Origin of the sequence: Halomonas sp. DN3, assembly GCF_024137905.1 — a bacterium.
Lineage (GTDB): Bacteria > Pseudomonadota > Gammaproteobacteria > Pseudomonadales > Halomonadaceae > Halomonas > Halomonas litopenaei.
The window spans coordinates 3,975,381-3,991,271 of the sequence record NZ_CP099965.1 but is presented as its reverse complement, the minus strand read 5'-3'; the positions used below and the strand labels follow the sequence as shown (position 1 = coordinate 3,991,271).

Below are 15,891 nucleotides of genomic sequence, written 5' to 3'. Positions count from 1 at the left end.
ACAGGTCGGTATAATCCACCGCCTATTGCCGGTATGGTGCCCTTGGCCCCCGCCGGTCATGTCCTTCCAGGGAGAAGGGCTCTTGTCATTTCAGAGGTCGCTACGATGGTTATGGACATCAACGAGATTCGCGAATATCTGCCCCACCGCTATCCTTTTCTGCTGGTGGATCGGGTCACGGAACTGACCCTTGGCGAAACCATCGTTGCCTACAAGAACGTCAGCATCAACGAGCCGTTCTTCAATGGTCACTTCCCCCACCACCCGATCATGCCCGGCGTGCTGGTGGTGGAAGCGCTGGCCCAAGCCTGCGGTATCCTGGGCTTCAAGACCGTCAACAAGCTGCCCGCCGATGGCTATGTGTACTACCTGGTCGGCAGCGACAATGTGCGCTTCAAGCGCCCGGTGATGCCGGGCGACAAGCTTGAGCTGCGCGCTGAGGTCGAGCGGGCCAAGCGGGGTATCTGGAAATTCAAGTGCCGTGCCACCGTGGAAGGCGAGCTGGCCTGTGAGGCCGACATCATCTGTGCCGAGAGGAAGATCGCTTGATACATCCGACCGCCATCGTAGACCCCGGCGCCCGCCTGGCCGACGATGTCGAGGTGGGGCCCTTCAGTGTGATCGGCCCAGACGTCGAGATTGGCGCCGGGTCGGTCATCGGCCCCCACGTCGTGGTGCAGGGCCCCACCGTGCTGGGCGAGCGTACCCGCATCTTCCAGTTTGCCTCGGTGGGGGAGGCCTGCCAGGACAAGAAGTACCAGGGCGAGCCGACCCGCCTGGTGATGGGTGACGACAACGTCGTGCGCGAGGGCGTCACCCTGCACCGGGGCACCGTTCAGGATCGCAGCGAGACCACCATCGGCTCGCGCAACCTGTTCATGGCCTACGTCCACGTCGGCCATGACTGCGTGATCGGCGACGACTGCATCCTGGCCAATCAGGTCACCCTGGCGGGCCATGTGCACCTGGGCGACTTCGCGATCATTGGCGGGCTATCCGCCATCCATCAGTTCTGTCGTTTCGGCTCCCACGCCATGGCAGGCGGTGGCTCGATCATCACCAAGGACACCCCGGACTTCGTGATGATCAACGGCAATCCGGCCCAGGCCCACGGACTCAACGTGGTCGGGCTCAAGCGTCGCGGCTTTGCGACGGAAGCCATCCGCGCCCTCAGCGAGTCCTACAAGCTGGTGTACCGTCAGGGGCTCACCGTGGAACAGGCCATCGGCGAGATCCGCCAGCGCTTCTCGCTGGCCGAGACCGAAGCCTTCGTGGCTTCCATCGAGGCGTCCTCGCGGGGCATCATCCGCTAGGCAGTCATCGGCCCGGCGGTCGGCGCCCGCAGCGGCGGGCGTCAGCCCCAGTGTCGTCGGCCATCTTGATGGCCGTCGTCGGCTTGGGCACCCTTCCATCGTCAGACTTGTTCAGCCAGTCAGGTATCCGTCATGACCCACGCTGCACGCGATGTCGCCAGCGAGACAGGCTCAATCCGCCGCGTCTACCTGGTGGCCGGTGAACTGTCCGGCGATATTCTCGGAGCGAGCCTGATGCGCGCGCTCAAGGCGCGTCATCCCGAGGTGGCATTCCGAGGACTGGGTGGCCCGCGCATGATCGCCGAGGGGCTCGAGTCGTTGTATCCGCTGGAGACCCTGTCGGTGATGGGGCTGGTGGAGGTGATCAAGCACCTGCCAGAGCTGATCCGCGTGCGCCGCACCCTGCGTCGGGATGCGCTGGACTGGGAACCCGACATCATGGTCGGGATCGACGCCCCGGACTTCAATCTTGGTCTCGAGCGCCAGCTGCGCGAATCAGGTGTCACCACCGCCCACTACGTCAGCCCGTCTGTGTGGGCCTGGCGTCAGGGACGGGTCAAGGGCATCGCCCGCTCGGTCGACGCCATGCTGACCTTTCTGCCGTTCGAGGCGGCCTTCTACGTCAAGCACCGTGTGCCGGTGGCCTTCGTCGGCCATCCGTTGGCCGACGAACTACCGCTGGTCAACGACCGCCGGGCCTCGCGCGAGGCGCTGGGAATCGCCGCCGACGCCCGGGTGCTGGCGTTGCTGCCCGGCTCCCGGCGCAACGAGATCCGCTTCATGGGGGAGACCTTCCTGGAGGCTGCCGAACGCCTGGTCAAGGCAAGGCCGGGGCTTGCGGTGGTGATCCCGGCGGCCACGCCCGAGCGCAGGCAGGAGCTCGAGGCGCTGCTGGCCGCGCGGCCGGCGCTTGCGGCCAGCGTCAGTCTGCTCGATGGCCAGGCTCGTGAGGCCATGGTGGCAAGCGACCTGGTGCTGCTGGCTTCCGGCACCGCGGCGCTGGAGGCGATGCTGTGTCATCGCCCCATGCTGGTGGGCTACCGCATGGCGCCGATGACCCATCGCATCGCTCGGCTGATGGTCAAGACCGAGTGGATCTCGCTGCCCAATCTGATCGCCCGCGAATCGCTGGTGCCGGAGTTGATCCAGGACGAGGCCAGCAGTGAGGCCATTGCCACCCGCCTGGGCGAGTTGCTCGACGATGAAGCGGCGCGGACTGCGCTCGAGGCTCGCTTTGCCGCCATGCACGAGGGGCTGCAGCGTGACGCTAGCCGGCGTGCGGCGGAGGCCATCGAAGCGCTGGTAGCGGGGCAGCCGTTGCCGGACAGCGTATCGCCTCGGCTGGCCGAGGAGGTGGCCGAGGCCACGGCTGATGAAACGGATGATGTCCGCCAGGAGGCTGGCGGTGGTCGCTGAAGCGAAGCCAAGGCGCAGCAACAAGCCCGCCTTGCCGCCGCTGGTGGTGAACTATGATGGCAGCTTGCTGGCCGGTGTCGACGAGGTCGGTCGAGGCCCGCTGGTGGGCGCGGTGGTAGCAGCGGCGGTGATCCTCGATCCCTCGGTGCCGATCAGCGGGCTCAATGACTCCAAGGCGCTGAGTGCCAAGCGTCGCGAGGCGCTCGACGGCCAGATCCGCGAGCATGCACTGGCCTACCATGTGGCCGAGGCGAGCCCCGAAGAGATCGACCGGCTCAATATCTATCACGCCACCCATCTGGCGATGCGCCGGGCCATCGATGGTCTGGCGCCGGCTCCTGAGTACCTGTTGGTGGACGGCAATCGGCTGCCCGGGCATCATGTTCCGGGCCAGGCCGTGGTCAAGGGCGATGCCCGTCATCCGGCCATCGCCGCCGCCTCCATCCTGGCCAAGGTGGCCCGTGACGCGGCCATGCTGGCCCTCGACGAGCGCTATCCCGACTACGGCTTCGCCCGCCACAAGGGCTACCCGACGCCTGAGCATCTGGCCGCGCTCGAACGCCTCGGGCCGCTGGCCGAGCATCGCCGGTCGTTTGCACCGGTAAAGCGTCAACTGGCGCTGTTCTGACCCGTTTTCACACACCCGCCACGGCGGGTCGAGGTAAGGCTTTCTCATGTCCGCTCCCTTCGTTCATCTTCGCGTCCACAGCGAGTTCTCCCTTGTCGATGGCCTGGTGCGCCTCAAGCCGTACGTCAAGGCGGGCATCGAGCACGGGGCGCCGGCGCTGGCGCTGACCGACGAGGCCAACCTGTTCGGCCTGGTGAAGTTCTACAACGGTGTCCAGGGCGCCGGCATGAAGCCGGTCATCGGCGCAGATCTGTGGCTGGTCAACGGCCACGACCTGGATCACCCCTATCGGGTGACCCTGCTGGCGATGAACGACGTCGGCTACCGCAATCTGACCGAGCTGATCTCGCGTGGCTGGGTCGAGGGCCAGCGCCAGGGGCGGGCCTACCTGGAGAAGGCTTGGGTGCTCGAGCAGAACGAGGGGCTGATTGCGCTGTCGGGAGGGCGCGACGGGGATGTCGGTCGCCACCTGCTCAGCGATCTTCACGCCGATGCCAGGCGCCTGCTGGACGACTGGTGCCAGGCCTTCCCGGGACGTTTCTATCTGGAGCTGACCCGTACCGGCCGTCCGCTGGAAGAAGACTGCGTACACGCCTCGGTGGCGCTGGCGCTGGACACCGGGGTGCCGGTGGTGGCCACCAACGACGTGCGCTTTTTGAAGCGCGAGGACTTCTGGGCCCACGAGACCCGGGTTTCCATCGGTGAGGGCAAGGCGCTCGACGATCCCCGTCGTGAGCGCCGTTACACCGAAGAGCAGTACCTGAAGTCGCCCCAGGAGATGGCCGAGCTGTTCGCCGATATCCCCGAGGCGCTGGAAAACAGCGTGATGATCGCCGCGCGCTGCAACGTCGACGTGCGTCTGGGCGAGATCTTCCTGCCGGAGTACGGCATCCCCGAGGGCATGACCCAGGACGAGTTCTTCCGCAAGATCTCCCACGACGGTCTGACCGAGCGCCTCGAGGCGCTCTATCCGGTGGCGCAGCACCCCCGCGACAGCGACGAATGGGCGGCCCTCGAGCAACGCTACCGCGAGCGCCTGGACTTCGAGCTGAACATCATTCTGCAGATGGGGTTCCCTGGCTACTTCCTGATCGTGATGGACTTCATCCAGTGGGCCAAGGACAACGACGTGCCGGTGGGGCCGGGGCGGGGGTCCGGTGCCGGCTCGCTGGTGGCCTACGCCCAGAAGATCACCGACCTCGACCCGATCCAGTACGACCTGCTGTTCGAGCGCTTCCTCAACCCGGAACGTGTCTCCATGCCCGACTTCGACGTCGACTTCTGCATGGAGAAGCGCGACCGGGTCATCGACTACGTGGCCGAGCGCTATGGCCGCAACGCGGTGTCCCAGATCGTCACCTTCGGCACCATGGCGGCCAAGGCGGTGGTTCGCGACGTGGCCCGGGCCCAGGGCAAGCCCTATTCGCTGGGTGACAAGCTGTCCAAGCTGATCCCCTTCGAGGTCGGCATGACCCTGGCCAAGGCCATCGAGGAGGAGCCTCAGCTCAAGGAGTTCCTCGAGGCCGACGAGGAGGCCCAGGAAATCTGGGACATGGCGCTCAAGCTCGAGGGCGTGACCCGAGGCACCGGCAAGCACGCCGGTGGCGTGGTGATCGCCCCCACCAAGCTGACCGACTTCTCGCCGCTGTTGTGCGATGAAGACGGCTCCGGCCTGGTGGTGCAGTTCGACAAGAACGATATCGAGGACGCCGGCCTGGTCAAGTTCGACTTTCTTGGCCTGCGTACCCTGACCATCATCGACTGGGCCCTGGAGATGGTCGACAAGGTGCGCTCGAAGGAGGGCCAGGGACCGCTCGATATCGACACCATTCCGCTGGATGACGGCAAGACCTTCGAGATGCTCAAGAAGGCCGAGACCACCGCCGTGTTCCAGCTCGAATCCCGCGGCATGAAGGAGCTGATCAAGCGCCTGCTGCCGGACTCGCTGGAGGACATGATCGCCCTGGTGGCGCTGTTCCGTCCCGGTCCGCTTCAGTCCGGCATGGTCGACGACTTCATCAACCGCAAGCACGGTCGGGCGGAGATCTCCTATCCGCACCCGGACTACCAGCACGAACTGCTCAAGCCGGTGCTGCAGCCCACCTACGGCATCATCCTGTACCAGGAGCAGGTGATGCAGATCGCCCAGGTGATGGCCGGCTACTCGCTGGGCCAGGCCGACCTGTTGCGTCGTGCCATGGGCAAGAAGAAGCCGGAAGAGATGGCCAAGCAGCGCGCCGGCTTCATGGAGGGCTGCGCGGCCAACGGCATCGATGCCGACCTGGCGGGCAACATCTTCGACCTGGTGGAGAAGTTCGCCGGCTACGGCTTCAACAAGTCGCACTCCGCCGCCTACGCCCTGGTGTCCTACCAGACCGCCTGGCTCAAGGCCCACTATCCGGGTCCCTTCATGGCGGCGGTAATGTCCACCGAGATGGACAACCTCGACAAGGTGGTGCCGCTGATCGAGGAGTGTCGTCACCTCAAGCTGACGGTGACCCCGCCGGACGTCAATGTCGGTGGCTACAAGTTCACCGTCGATGAAGAGGGGCGGGTGGTCTACGGCCTGGGCGCGATCCGTGGGGTGGGCGAAGGTCCCATCGGCGCCATCGTCGAGGCGCGCAGCGCAGACGGCCCCTTCAGCGACCTGTTCGACTTCTGTCGGCGGATCGACCCCAAGCGCATGAACAAGCGCACCCTGGAAGCCTTGATCCGCTCCGGGGCGCTGGACAACCTGGGGCCCAACCGCGCCGTGCTGGCCGCCTCGCTGGATGACGCCCTGAAGGCCGCGGCCCAGAGCCACAAGAACCAGAGCGCCGGGATGATGGATCTGTTTGGCGAGGCCTTCGCCCCGGACGAGGACGACAGCGCCAGCGATCCCTACGCCGACTATCTGCGCGTGCGTGAGTGGAGCGACCGCGAGCGCCTGGCCGGCGAGAAGGACACCCTGGGCCTCTACCTGACCGGCCATCCCATCGATGAATACGAGGAAGAGCTTTCGCGCTTCGTCTCGACCCGCATCGCCGACTTGAAACCGTCCCGCGAGCCCCAGCGCGTTGCCGGCCTGGTGGTGGCCCAGCGCACCATGAAGTCCAAGCGTGGCGACACCATGGCGTTCGTGACCCTGGACGACCGTACCGGACGCATCGAGGCGTCGCTGTTTGGTGAGCTCTACGACAGCGTGCGCGAGCAGCTCGACAACGCCGAGGTGCTGATCATCGAAGGCGAGGTGTCCAGCGACGACTACTCCGGCGGCCTGCGCCTGCGCGGCAAGGAGGTCACCCCCATGGTCCAGGCGCGCTCGCGCTTCGGTCAGGCGGTGGAAGTCTCGGTGGATGGTCGTGAGGCCAACGGTCGACTGATCGACAGCCTGCGCACGAGCCTCGAGCCTCATCGTCACCAGGAAGGCCTACCGGTGCGCCTGCGCTACCGCAATCTGGAGGCCACCGGCTGGCTCGAACTCGACGAGCAGTGGAAGGTGCTGCCATCCGACGACCTGCTGATCGCGCTGCGTGAGGTCGAGGGCCAGGACGGCGTCCGCCTCAAGTATCGCTAGCGGCGCGGGGTTGCGAGGGCGCCTCTACGACGATCTTGACCCGCTGCGCCTTGCGTGGCCCGGTCAGGGTGCGATAATGCACACCACTTTTTCTTTGCCATGGGTGGGCTTGCGACGACTGCGTCGCGCCCGCCTGACCATGACCACAAGGCTGGCCCATGAATCCCAACTATCTCGATTTCGAACAGCCCATCGCCGAACTGCAGGCCAAGATCGAAGAACTGCGTCTGGTCGGCAACGACAGCCAGGTCAGCCTGGCGGACGAAATCTCCCGACTCGAGGAAAAGAGCCGCAAGCTCACCGAGTCGATCTTCAAGGACCTGTCGCCGTGGCAGGTATCCCAGCTGTCGCGCCATCCCCAGCGTCCCTACACCCTGGACTACCTCGAGCACGTATTCACTGACTTCGACGAACTGCACGGTGATCGCGAGTTCGCCGATGACGCTGCCATCGTCGGCGGTGTGGCGCGACTCAATGATCGTCCGGTGATGATCATCGGCCACCAGAAGGGCCGCGACGTCAAGGAGAAGGTGCGCCGCAACTTCGGCATGCCGCGGCCGGAAGGCTATCGCAAGGCCTGCCGTCTGATGGAGATGGCCGAGCGCTTCAAGATGCCGGTGCTGACCTTTATCGACACCCCTGGCGCCTACCCTGGCATCGACGCCGAGGAGCGCGGCCAGAGCGAGGCCATCGCCTACAATCTGGCGGTGATGTCGCGGCTTGAGACGCCGATCATTTCCACCGTGGTGGGAGAAGGCGGTTCCGGTGGTGCCCTGGCCATCGGCGTTTGCGACGAGCTGATGATGCTCGAATACTCGACCTACTCGGTGATCTCGCCGGAAGGCTGTGCCTCGATCCTGTGGAAGAGCGCCGAGCGGGCCAGCGACGCCGCCCAGGCCATGGGAATCACCGCCAGCCGACTCAAGGAGTTGGGCTTCGTCGACACCCTGATCAAGGAACCCCTGGGCGGCGCCCATCGTTTCCCCCATGAAACCGCCACCCGGGTGCGCGACGCCATCGGCGAAAGCCTGGAGCGCCTCGACGCCATGGACACCGAGGCGCTGCTCGAGCGTCGCTACGAGCGTCTGATGAGCTATGGCGCCCCGGCGTAAGTGACGTGCGGGCAAGCTCCCTGCGTCCAGCGTTGTTCCTGCGGCCCCCATCGTCCTGCGATGGGGGCCGTATGCATAGTAGGTGCCACCGCCCACCCTGACCCTCAGGAATCGCCGACATGCCGACGTCTCCCACCCTTGAAGCGCGAATCGAGCGGGCCCTCGACCGGGTGCCGCCGGAGCGGTCGTTGTGGATCGCGCTGTCCGGCGGGCTCGACTCCTGCGTGCTGCTGGCGCTGGCGGCAAGGGTCTGCGGGCAGCGGTCGCGCCGATTGCGGGCGATCCACGTGCACCATGGCCTGCAGGCGGCGGCGGATGACTTCGAGCGCCACTGTCGCAGGCTATGCGCGCAGCTGGGGGTAACCCTCGAGGTCGTCCGGGCAAGGGTGGACCGTACCTCCGGCAAGGGCCTGGAGGCGGCGGCGCGCCAGGCGCGCTACGACGCCTTCGTCGAATGCCTGGACGCCGGTGATGTGCTGTGGCTGGCCCAGCACCGTGATGACCAGGCCGAGACGCTGCTGCTGGCCGCACTCAGGCGAGCAGGCGTTGCGGGCCTTGCCGCCATGCCGGAGAGGCGTGAGGAGCGTGGCCTTTCGATCGAGCGCCCCTTGCTGGAGGTCCGGCGAAGCGAACTGGAAGCCGAAGCCCGGCGTCACGGGCTCGATTGGGCCGAGGACCCTAGCAACGCCAGTCGCGAGTTCGATCGCAACTATCTGCGTCATGAGGTGGTGCCGGCGCTGGCGCAGCGCTGGCCCGACGCCGCGGACGCCCTGGCGGCGAGTGCACGGCATGCCGGCGAGGCGGCGGCACTGCTGGACGAATACGCGCTTGAGGACCTGGCGCGGCTGGGTGGCGACCCCGCCAGGCTGGAACTCGAGAGCCTGCTGTCGCTGTCACGGCGCCGTCAGCGCTGGTTGATCGGGCTGTGCCTGCGTCGGCTGGGACTTGCGCCGGCACCGGGGGCACGGCTCGACGAGCTGCTCGAGCAATGCCATGCCCGGCGTGACGCCGAGGTCAAGGTGAGCTGGCCCGGGGCAGAGGCGCGGCTCTGGCGCGGTGCGTTGTGGCTGATGGGGGAGGGTGCCGGAGAGCCGCTGGAGGTTGCCGAAGGCCCCTGGTCTCCAGGGAGCGCCCTGGTGGTCGCCGGTGTGCCAATAAAGCTGCCGAGGCCGGCGGAGGAAACGTCGCTGCCCTTGTGGCTGCGCCCGCGCCAGGGCGGCGAACGGCTGAGGCTTGCCGGGCGAGGAAGCCGCGACCTGAAGCGGCTGTTGCAGGAGGCCGGTGTGCCGCCCTGGCGGCGTGCCCAGGTGCTGGTGGTGTGGCAGGGCGAGCGCTGCGTGGCGGCGCTGGACGCCGGCAGGGGGTGCTGGATCGCCCTGGCCGAGGGCTGGACGGCGTCGCCCTGACGGGCGACGCCTGGGGCCGGCTGATGGGCGGCCGGCTGATGGGTTGGCCAAGGGCTTCTGGCCAAAGACCTGGTGAGAGGGCTCAGGCTTCGGCGTGGGCGGCGCCTGCGTGCAGCTTGAGCGCGAAGTCGGTATTGGCCAGGTAGTCGGCCTCGCGTTCCAGGTCGGTGCACAAGAGGCCGGGCTCGTCGCCGCCCTGGTAGTGCAGATGCAGGACCTCGCCGTCCACCTCGAGCCGCGGCGTCGCCGGCGGCTGCTCCGGGCGCGAATGGTTGAGGATCACCGCCAGTCGCAGCAGGCGTGCCAGGCGCTGGCTGTCGCGCTGTTCGGCCTTCGGCAGCAGCTGCCATTCCTTGCTCGGGAACTTGCGCCGGTGGGCGCGCACCAGGAAGGCCAGCAGGCGCTGTTCCGGGCGCGAGAAGCCGGCCAGATCCGAGTGCTCGAGCAGATAGGCGCCGTGGCGATGGAACTGGCTGTGCGAGATCGACTGGCCGATCTCGTGCACCCAGGCGGCCCACTCCAGATAGCGGCCACGTTCCTCATCGAGCCCCCAGTCGCCGGCGACCTGGGCGAACAGCGCCTTGGCCGAGGCGGCCACATTGTCGGCCTGGCGAACGTCGACGGCGTTGTAGCGGGCCAGGGTCTCCAGGCTCTTTAGACGCGAGTCCTCGGGACTGTTGCGGCCGGCCATGTCGTAGAGCACCCCTTCACGCAGGGCGCCGTCGGCGTAGCGCATTTCGCTGAGGTCGAAGGCCTCGAAGATCGCGCACAGAATCGCGACGCCGGCGGGAAAGACCCGGGCACGATCGGCCTTGAGCCCGTCCATGGAGACCTTGTCGAGCTGCTTGGTCTTGATCAGGCGCTTTCTCAACTTGGCCAGACCGTCGCGGGTGATCACTCCTTCCGGCGCGTCGCCTGCCGCGTGCATTACCGCCGCCGCCGCCTTGATGGTGCCGCTGGAGCCCACCGGGTCATCCCAGCCCAGACGCTGGTAGGGTCTGCGGATATTGGCCAGTTCCGACAGCGCCGCGAGTTCGGCGTTGCGCATGCGTTTTTCGCTGATATCGCCGTCGCCGAAGAAGCGTCGGGTAAAGGTCACGCAGCCCATTGACAGGCTTTCCAGCGCCTTGGGTTCGAACTGTTCGCCGATGATGAACTCGGTGGAACCGCCGCCGATATCGACGATCAGCCGGCGCCCGTTCTCGGCCAGGGCGTGGGCCGCGCCGAGGTAGATCAGGCGTGCCTCCTCGCGCCCGGCGATGATCTCGATGCGCGTGCCGAGCATGGCCTCGGCGCGGTCGATCAACTCCTGGCTATTGTGGGCATCGCGCAGGGCGTTGGTGCCCACCACCCGCATACGCGAGGCGGGGATGCCCTCGAGAAAGGGCGCAAAGCGAGCCAGGCAGTCCAGCGCCCGTGTCATGGCGTCCTCGTTGAGGTAGCCGTCGTCGTCCAGGCCCGCCGCCAGCTGGACCTTTTCGCCCAGCCGCGCCACCACCTGCAGCCGGTCATCCTGATAGTTGGCCACCAGCAGGTGAAAGCTGTTGGAGCCCAGGTCGATGGCGGCCAGGCGGGCGGGGTCCTTGGTGGCGTCGTGGGGCGACTCGCGCAGGGTGCTGAGCGTATCCGAGGGTTGATTCATGGCGGGTCCTTCACTGGAGATGGATCAAGGTTGCGTTTCGCCCCGGGGGATGTCAATGATCCGGGTCCGCCACGGGGCTTGCGTTCCCCTTCCGGCTTGTCTAGTATCGGGTCATTCGCCTGTTTCGAATGTGTTTTCCCGGTCGCGCCGCCGCCGCGACGTGACCATCCCAAGTCGTCAGACAGCCCGCACGACGTCAGCTCCGCTCCCGGCCAAGGCCCCGGCCCAAGCCCGCGAGACGCTGGCAACGGCGAATGAACCTGCTCCCTCGTCCAGACGCTGGCGTGGATCTCCCCTCCGGAGAATCCAGTCAATGGCCCTATTATCTTTACCTGGCCTCGCACGAGCAGCCTCGGGCTCTGAACGCACTCAATCGGCGTGTCTTTTCGCCCCTCGGCGCCTTGCCGCCCGGCTTCCACGAGTAATTTCTGAACTCTGATGAATCTGACCGAACTCAAGCAAAAGCCCGTGCCGGAGCTTCTCGATATCGCCCGCGAGATGGGTATCGACAACCTGGCCCGGTCCCGCAAGCAGGACATCATCTTTGCCATCCTGAAGAAGCACGCCAAGAGCGGCGAAGACATCTTCGGCGATGGCGTGCTGGAGATCCTTCAGGACGGTTTCGGATTCCTGCGCAGCGCCGACAGCTCCTACCTGGCCGGCCCCGACGATATCTATGTGTCGCCGTCCCAGATCCGGCGCTTCAACCTGCGCAAGGGCGACACCATCTCCGGCAAGATTCGCCCGCCGAAAGAAGGCGAGCGCTACTTCGCGCTGTTGAAGGTCAGCCAGATCAACCTGGACCGGCCGGAGAACGCCAAGCACAAGATCCTGTTCGAGAACCTCACGCCGCTGTTTCCGCAGGACCGTCTGCGCATGGAGATCGGCAATGGTTCCACCGAGGATCTGACCGCGCGCATCATCGACCTGACCGCACCCATCGGCAAGGGCCAGCGTGGCCTGATCGTGTCGCCGCCCAAGGCGGGTAAGACGCTGATGTTGCAGAACATCGCCACCTCGATCACGCGTAACAACCCCGAGTGCCAGTTGATCGTGCTGCTGATCGACGAGCGCCCCGAGGAGGTCACCGAGATGTCGCGCACCGTGCGCGGCGAAGTGGTCGCCTCGACCTTCGACGAGCCGCCGGCGCGTCACGTCCAGGTGGCCGAGATGGTGATCGAGAAGGCCAAGCGTCTGGTCGAGCACAAGAAGGACGTGGTCATCCTGCTCGATTCCATCACCCGTCTGGCGCGCGCCTACAACACCGTGGTGCCGTCATCCGGCAAGGTGCTGACCGGTGGTGTCGACGCCCATGCCCTGGAAAAGCCCAAGCGCTTCTTCGGTGCCGCGCGTAACATCGAGGAAGGCGGCAGCCTGACCATCATCGCCACGGCCCTGGTGGACACCGGCTCCAAGATGGACGAGGTGATCTTCGAGGAGTTCAAGGGCACCGGTAACATGGAAGCCCACCTGGATCGCCGTCTGGCCGAGCGTCGCGTCTATCCCGCGCTCAACATCCGCCGCAGCGGCACCCGTCGTGAGGACTTGATCGCCTCCGACGAGGAGATGCAGCGCATGTGGATCCTGCGCAAGCTGCTCAACCCGATGGACGATACCGCGGCCACCGAGTTCCTGATCGACCGACTCAAGGACACCAAGACCAACCTCGAATTCTTCGAGGCGATGAAGCGCCGCTAGCGTTGGCCAACGCCGCGCCTGGGCGGTCGCCAGACGCAAGGTCCAGGTGACCGAGGTCAAGACGAGGGGCAGCATGCTATGCTGCCCCTTTTGTGTTCAGGGGAGCGAGGCAATCGCATGAAATATGGTGACTTGCGTGACTTTATCGCGGGTCTCGAGGCCGCCGGCGAACTCAAGCGGGTGACCGCCGAGGTGGACCCCTATCTCGAGATCACCGAGATCTGCGATCGCACCCTGCGCGCCGGTGGCCCTGCGTTGTTGTTCGAGAACGTCAAGGGCAGCGAAATGCCGCTGCTCGGCAACCTTTTCGGCACCCCCAAACGCGTCGCCATGGGCATGGGCCAGGACTCGGTGGAGGCGCTGCGCGAGGTCGGTGAGCTGCTGGCCTTTCTCAAGGAGCCGGAACCTCCCAAGGGCTTTCGCGATGCCTGGGAAAAGCTGCCGATCTTCAAGCAGATCATGAGCATGGGTCCCAAGACCGTGCGCTCGGCACCGGTCCAGCAGCGAGTCTTCGAGGGCGATGAGGTGGACCTGGATCGACTGCCAATCCAGCACTGCTGGCCCGGTGATGCCGCCCCCCTGGTGACCTGGCCGCTGGTGATCACCAAGGGCCCGCACAAGAGTCGTCAGAATCTCGGTATCTATCGCCAGCAGAAGCTCGGCAAGAACCGCCTGATCATGCGCTGGCTGTCCCATCGTGGCGGCGCGCTGGACTTCCAGGAATTCCAGCAGGCGCACCCCGGCGAGCCCTTCCCCGTAGCGGTGGCGCTGGGCGCCGACCCGGCGACCATTCTGGGGGCGGTGACCCCGGTGCCTGACTCGCTGTCCGAGTACGCCTTCGCCGGGCTGCTGCGTGGCTCGCGCACCGAACTGGTCAACTGCGGTCACGCCGACCTGCAGGTGCCGGCGTCTGCCGAGATCATCCTCGAGGGCTTCCTGTACCCCGATGATACCGCGCCGGAAGGTCCCTACGGCGACCATACCGGCTACTACAACGAGGTGGAGACCTTTCCGGTGTTCACCGTGACGCGCATGACCATGCGCAAGGACGCCATCTACCACTCCACCTACACCGGACGTCCACCGGACGAGCCTGCGATCCTCGGGCTCGCCTTGAACGAGGTGTTCGTGCCGATCCTGCGCCGCCAGTTCCCTGAGATCGTCGACTTCTATCTGCCCCCGGAAGGCTGCTCCTACCGCATGGCGGTCGTGACCATGAAAAAGCAGTACCCGGGCCACGCCAAGCGGGTAATGATGGGGGTATGGAGCTTCCTGCGTCAGTTCATGTACACCAAGTTCGTGGTCGTGCTGGATGATGACGTCGACGCTCGCCAGTGGGAGGACGTGATCTGGGCCATCACCACCCGTATGGACCCGGCCCGCGACACCGTGATGGTCGAGAACACCCCGATCGACTACCTCGATTTCGCCTCTCCGGTGGCTGGGCTCGGCTCCAAGATGGGCCTGGACGCCACCAGCAAGTGGCCGGGTGAAACGGACAGGGAGTGGGGCGTGGCGATTGCCATGGACGACAGCATCAAGTCCCGGGTCAGCGAGCGCTGGGACGAATTCGACATTCCTCTCCCCGACAGCAACAAGAGGTCGACATGACGGCAAGGACCCTGACCTGCCAGGTCATCGAGGTCGAGGACCTCACCCCTGACGTGTTTCGCGTGATTCTGGAAGGACGCGCCGAGGCCATGGCCCATGCCCCGGGCCAGTACCTGGAAATGTGCCTGGACGATGACTGCTGGGTGCCCTTTTCCATCGCCAGCCGCCATCGTGACGATGGGCGACTCGAGCTGCATATTCAGCACTGGCCCGAACGCTCCAACTCGGCCCAGCTCAGGGCCATGCTGGTCGAGGCCCAGCACCTGACCGTGCGTCTGCCGGGGGGCGACTGCGTGCTGGATGGTGAAAGCGATCGTCCGCTGACGCTGATCGCCGCCGGTACCGGCTTCGCCCAGATGAAGGCGATCGTCGAGGCGGCGCTCCACGCCAACCCCGAGCGCTCCATCAGCCTGTGGTGGGCGGCCAAGGAACGCCGTGATCTGTACGCCGAGAGCCTGGCCCGGCAGTGGGTCGCCGAGTCCGATAAGGTCAGCTTCCACGCGGTCTGCGAGGAAGGCTTCGAGCAAGGCTTCGCCGACGAGCGGGTGCACGCCCATCATGGCCGTATCGACGCCGCACTCGCCGCCGAGCTTGGCGATGTGTCGGGCCACGACGTCTATCTGTCGGGCTCGCCCGGCATGGTCTATGCCTGTGTCGACGTGCTCGCCTCGCTGGGGCTGGACCCGTCACGGGTGTTCTCGGACGTCTTCGCCTACGCGCCACGCGACCCTCTGGTGCCGGTGGTCGGTAGCCTGGTCGGGGAAAAGCAGTCATGAGCGCGTCGCCGATCCTGATTACCGGTGGCGCCCAGCGTCTGGGGCGTCACTGCGCCGAGCGCCTGGTACAGGACGGCCAGCCGGTGATCATCAGCTATCGCCGCGAGCGCCCGGAGCTCGAGGCCATGCGCGAGCGCGGCATCGTCACCCTCCAGGCGGACTTCTCCAGCGAAGACGGTATCCTCGACTTCCTGGAGCGGCTCAAGGTCGAGACAGACGCCTTGCGTGCCATCGTCCACAACGCCAGCGACTGGGCACCGGACAGCGATGGCGAGGATGCCGGGGCCGCCTTCGAGCGGCTGTTCCGTATCCATATGCTGGCGCCTTACCTGATCAACCTCCACGCCAAGCCCTTGCTCGACGCCTGCAGCGAGCCCCAGCGGGACATCGTCCACATGACCGACTATGTGGTGCAGAAGGGCTCGCGCAAGCACGCCGCCTACGCCGCCACCAAGGCCGGGCTCGACAATCTGACGCTGTCCTTCGCCGCGCGTTATGCCCCAGAGATCCAGGTCAACGCCATTGCACCCGCGCTGATCATGCTCAATCAGGGCGATGACGAGGCCTATGCCGCCAAGGCCAGGGCCAAGTCGGCGATGGACATGGTGCCGGGGCCAGGGGTCATCTACCAGAGCCTGCGCTACCTGCTCGACAACCGCTATGTGACCGGGACGACCCTGGCCGTGGACGGTGGCCGCCACCTGCGCTGAATCGCCGGCGGACTCGCCTGACC

At 66.1% G+C, this 15,891-nt stretch carries 12 protein-coding genes; 11 read left to right on the top strand and 1 reads right to left on the bottom strand.

Annotated elements, in window-relative coordinates:
* Positions 1–105: 105 nt before the first annotated feature.
* The 7 genes from fabZ to tilS all read left to right on the top strand — a co-directional run bounded on the left by fabZ (position 106) and on the right by tilS (position 9,431).
* Entirely contained in the window at positions 106–549 is a 444-nt protein-coding gene (gene fabZ / locus NKF27_RS17165) for a 3-hydroxyacyl-ACP dehydratase FabZ (protein ID WP_045991177.1), read from the top strand.
* Positions 546–1,313 carry an acyl-ACP--UDP-N-acetylglucosamine O-acyltransferase gene (lpxA, locus tag NKF27_RS17160; RefSeq protein WP_045991176.1) on the top strand — a complete coding sequence of 256 codons (768 nt, stop codon included), beginning with the start codon at positions 546–548 and terminating at the stop codon, positions 1,311–1,313. The genes fabZ and lpxA overlap by 4 nt, the downstream gene beginning before the upstream one ends.
* 132 nt (positions 1,314–1,445) lie before the next feature.
* A complete protein-coding gene (gene lpxB, locus NKF27_RS17155) occupies positions 1,446–2,729 on the top strand; it encodes a lipid-A-disaccharide synthase (protein ID WP_253553665.1) in 1,284 nt (427 codons plus the stop codon).
* A complete protein-coding gene (gene rnhB, locus NKF27_RS17150; protein WP_253553662.1) occupies positions 2,719–3,357 on the top strand; it encodes a ribonuclease HII in 639 nt (212 codons plus the stop codon). The genes lpxB and rnhB overlap by 11 nt, the downstream gene beginning before the upstream one ends.
* Before the next feature lie 46 nt (positions 3,358–3,403).
* Positions 3,404–6,913: a DNA polymerase III subunit alpha gene (gene dnaE / locus NKF27_RS17145; protein WP_253553659.1), complete on the top strand. Its 3,510-nt coding sequence runs from the start codon at positions 3,404–3,406 to the stop codon at positions 6,911–6,913.
* Between the two features lie 158 nt (positions 6,914–7,071).
* Positions 7,072–8,025 carry an acetyl-CoA carboxylase carboxyltransferase subunit alpha gene (locus NKF27_RS17140; RefSeq protein WP_253553657.1) on the top strand — a complete coding sequence of 318 codons (954 nt, stop codon included), beginning with the start codon at positions 7,072–7,074 and terminating at the stop codon, positions 8,023–8,025.
* A 119-nt stretch (positions 8,026–8,144) separates the two neighbouring features.
* Entirely contained in the window at positions 8,145–9,431 is a 1,287-nt protein-coding gene (gene tilS, locus NKF27_RS17135; RefSeq protein ID WP_253553654.1) for a tRNA lysidine(34) synthetase TilS, read from the top strand.
* 82 nt (positions 9,432–9,513) lie between these two features.
* Here the strand turns inward: tilS and ppx are convergent, their stop codons facing one another.
* Positions 9,514–11,073, bottom strand: coding sequence for an exopolyphosphatase (ppx, locus tag NKF27_RS17130; RefSeq protein WP_124803468.1), 1,560 nt, complete (start codon positions 11,071–11,073; stop codon positions 9,514–9,516).
* Between the two features lie 438 nt (positions 11,074–11,511).
* On the opposite strand from ppx, the gene rho reads away from it, so the two are divergent.
* The 4 genes from rho to folM all read left to right on the top strand — a co-directional run bounded on the left by rho (position 11,512) and on the right by folM (position 15,868).
* The gene (rho, locus tag NKF27_RS17125; RefSeq protein WP_045991171.1) at positions 11,512–12,771 is read left to right on the top strand and encodes a transcription termination factor Rho; all 1,260 of its coding nucleotides are present in this window, start codon (positions 11,512–11,514) and stop codon (positions 12,769–12,771) included.
* 117 nt (positions 12,772–12,888) lie between these two features.
* The gene (gene ubiD / locus NKF27_RS17120) at positions 12,889–14,382 is read left to right on the top strand and encodes a 4-hydroxy-3-polyprenylbenzoate decarboxylase (protein WP_045991170.1); all 1,494 of its coding nucleotides are present in this window, start codon (positions 12,889–12,891) and stop codon (positions 14,380–14,382) included.
* Positions 14,379–15,158 (top strand): NAD(P)H-flavin reductase, encoded by a 780-nt coding sequence (locus tag NKF27_RS17115; protein WP_108132291.1) that lies wholly within the window; start codon positions 14,379–14,381, stop codon positions 15,156–15,158. Before ubiD ends, NKF27_RS17115 begins: the two co-directional genes overlap by 4 nt.
* Positions 15,155–15,868, top strand: a complete 714-nt coding sequence (gene folM / locus NKF27_RS17110) for a dihydromonapterin reductase (protein WP_253553651.1) — start codon at positions 15,155–15,157, stop codon at positions 15,866–15,868. Before NKF27_RS17115 ends, folM begins: the two co-directional genes overlap by 4 nt.
* The last annotated feature ends 23 nt before the right edge of the window (positions 15,869–15,891 follow it).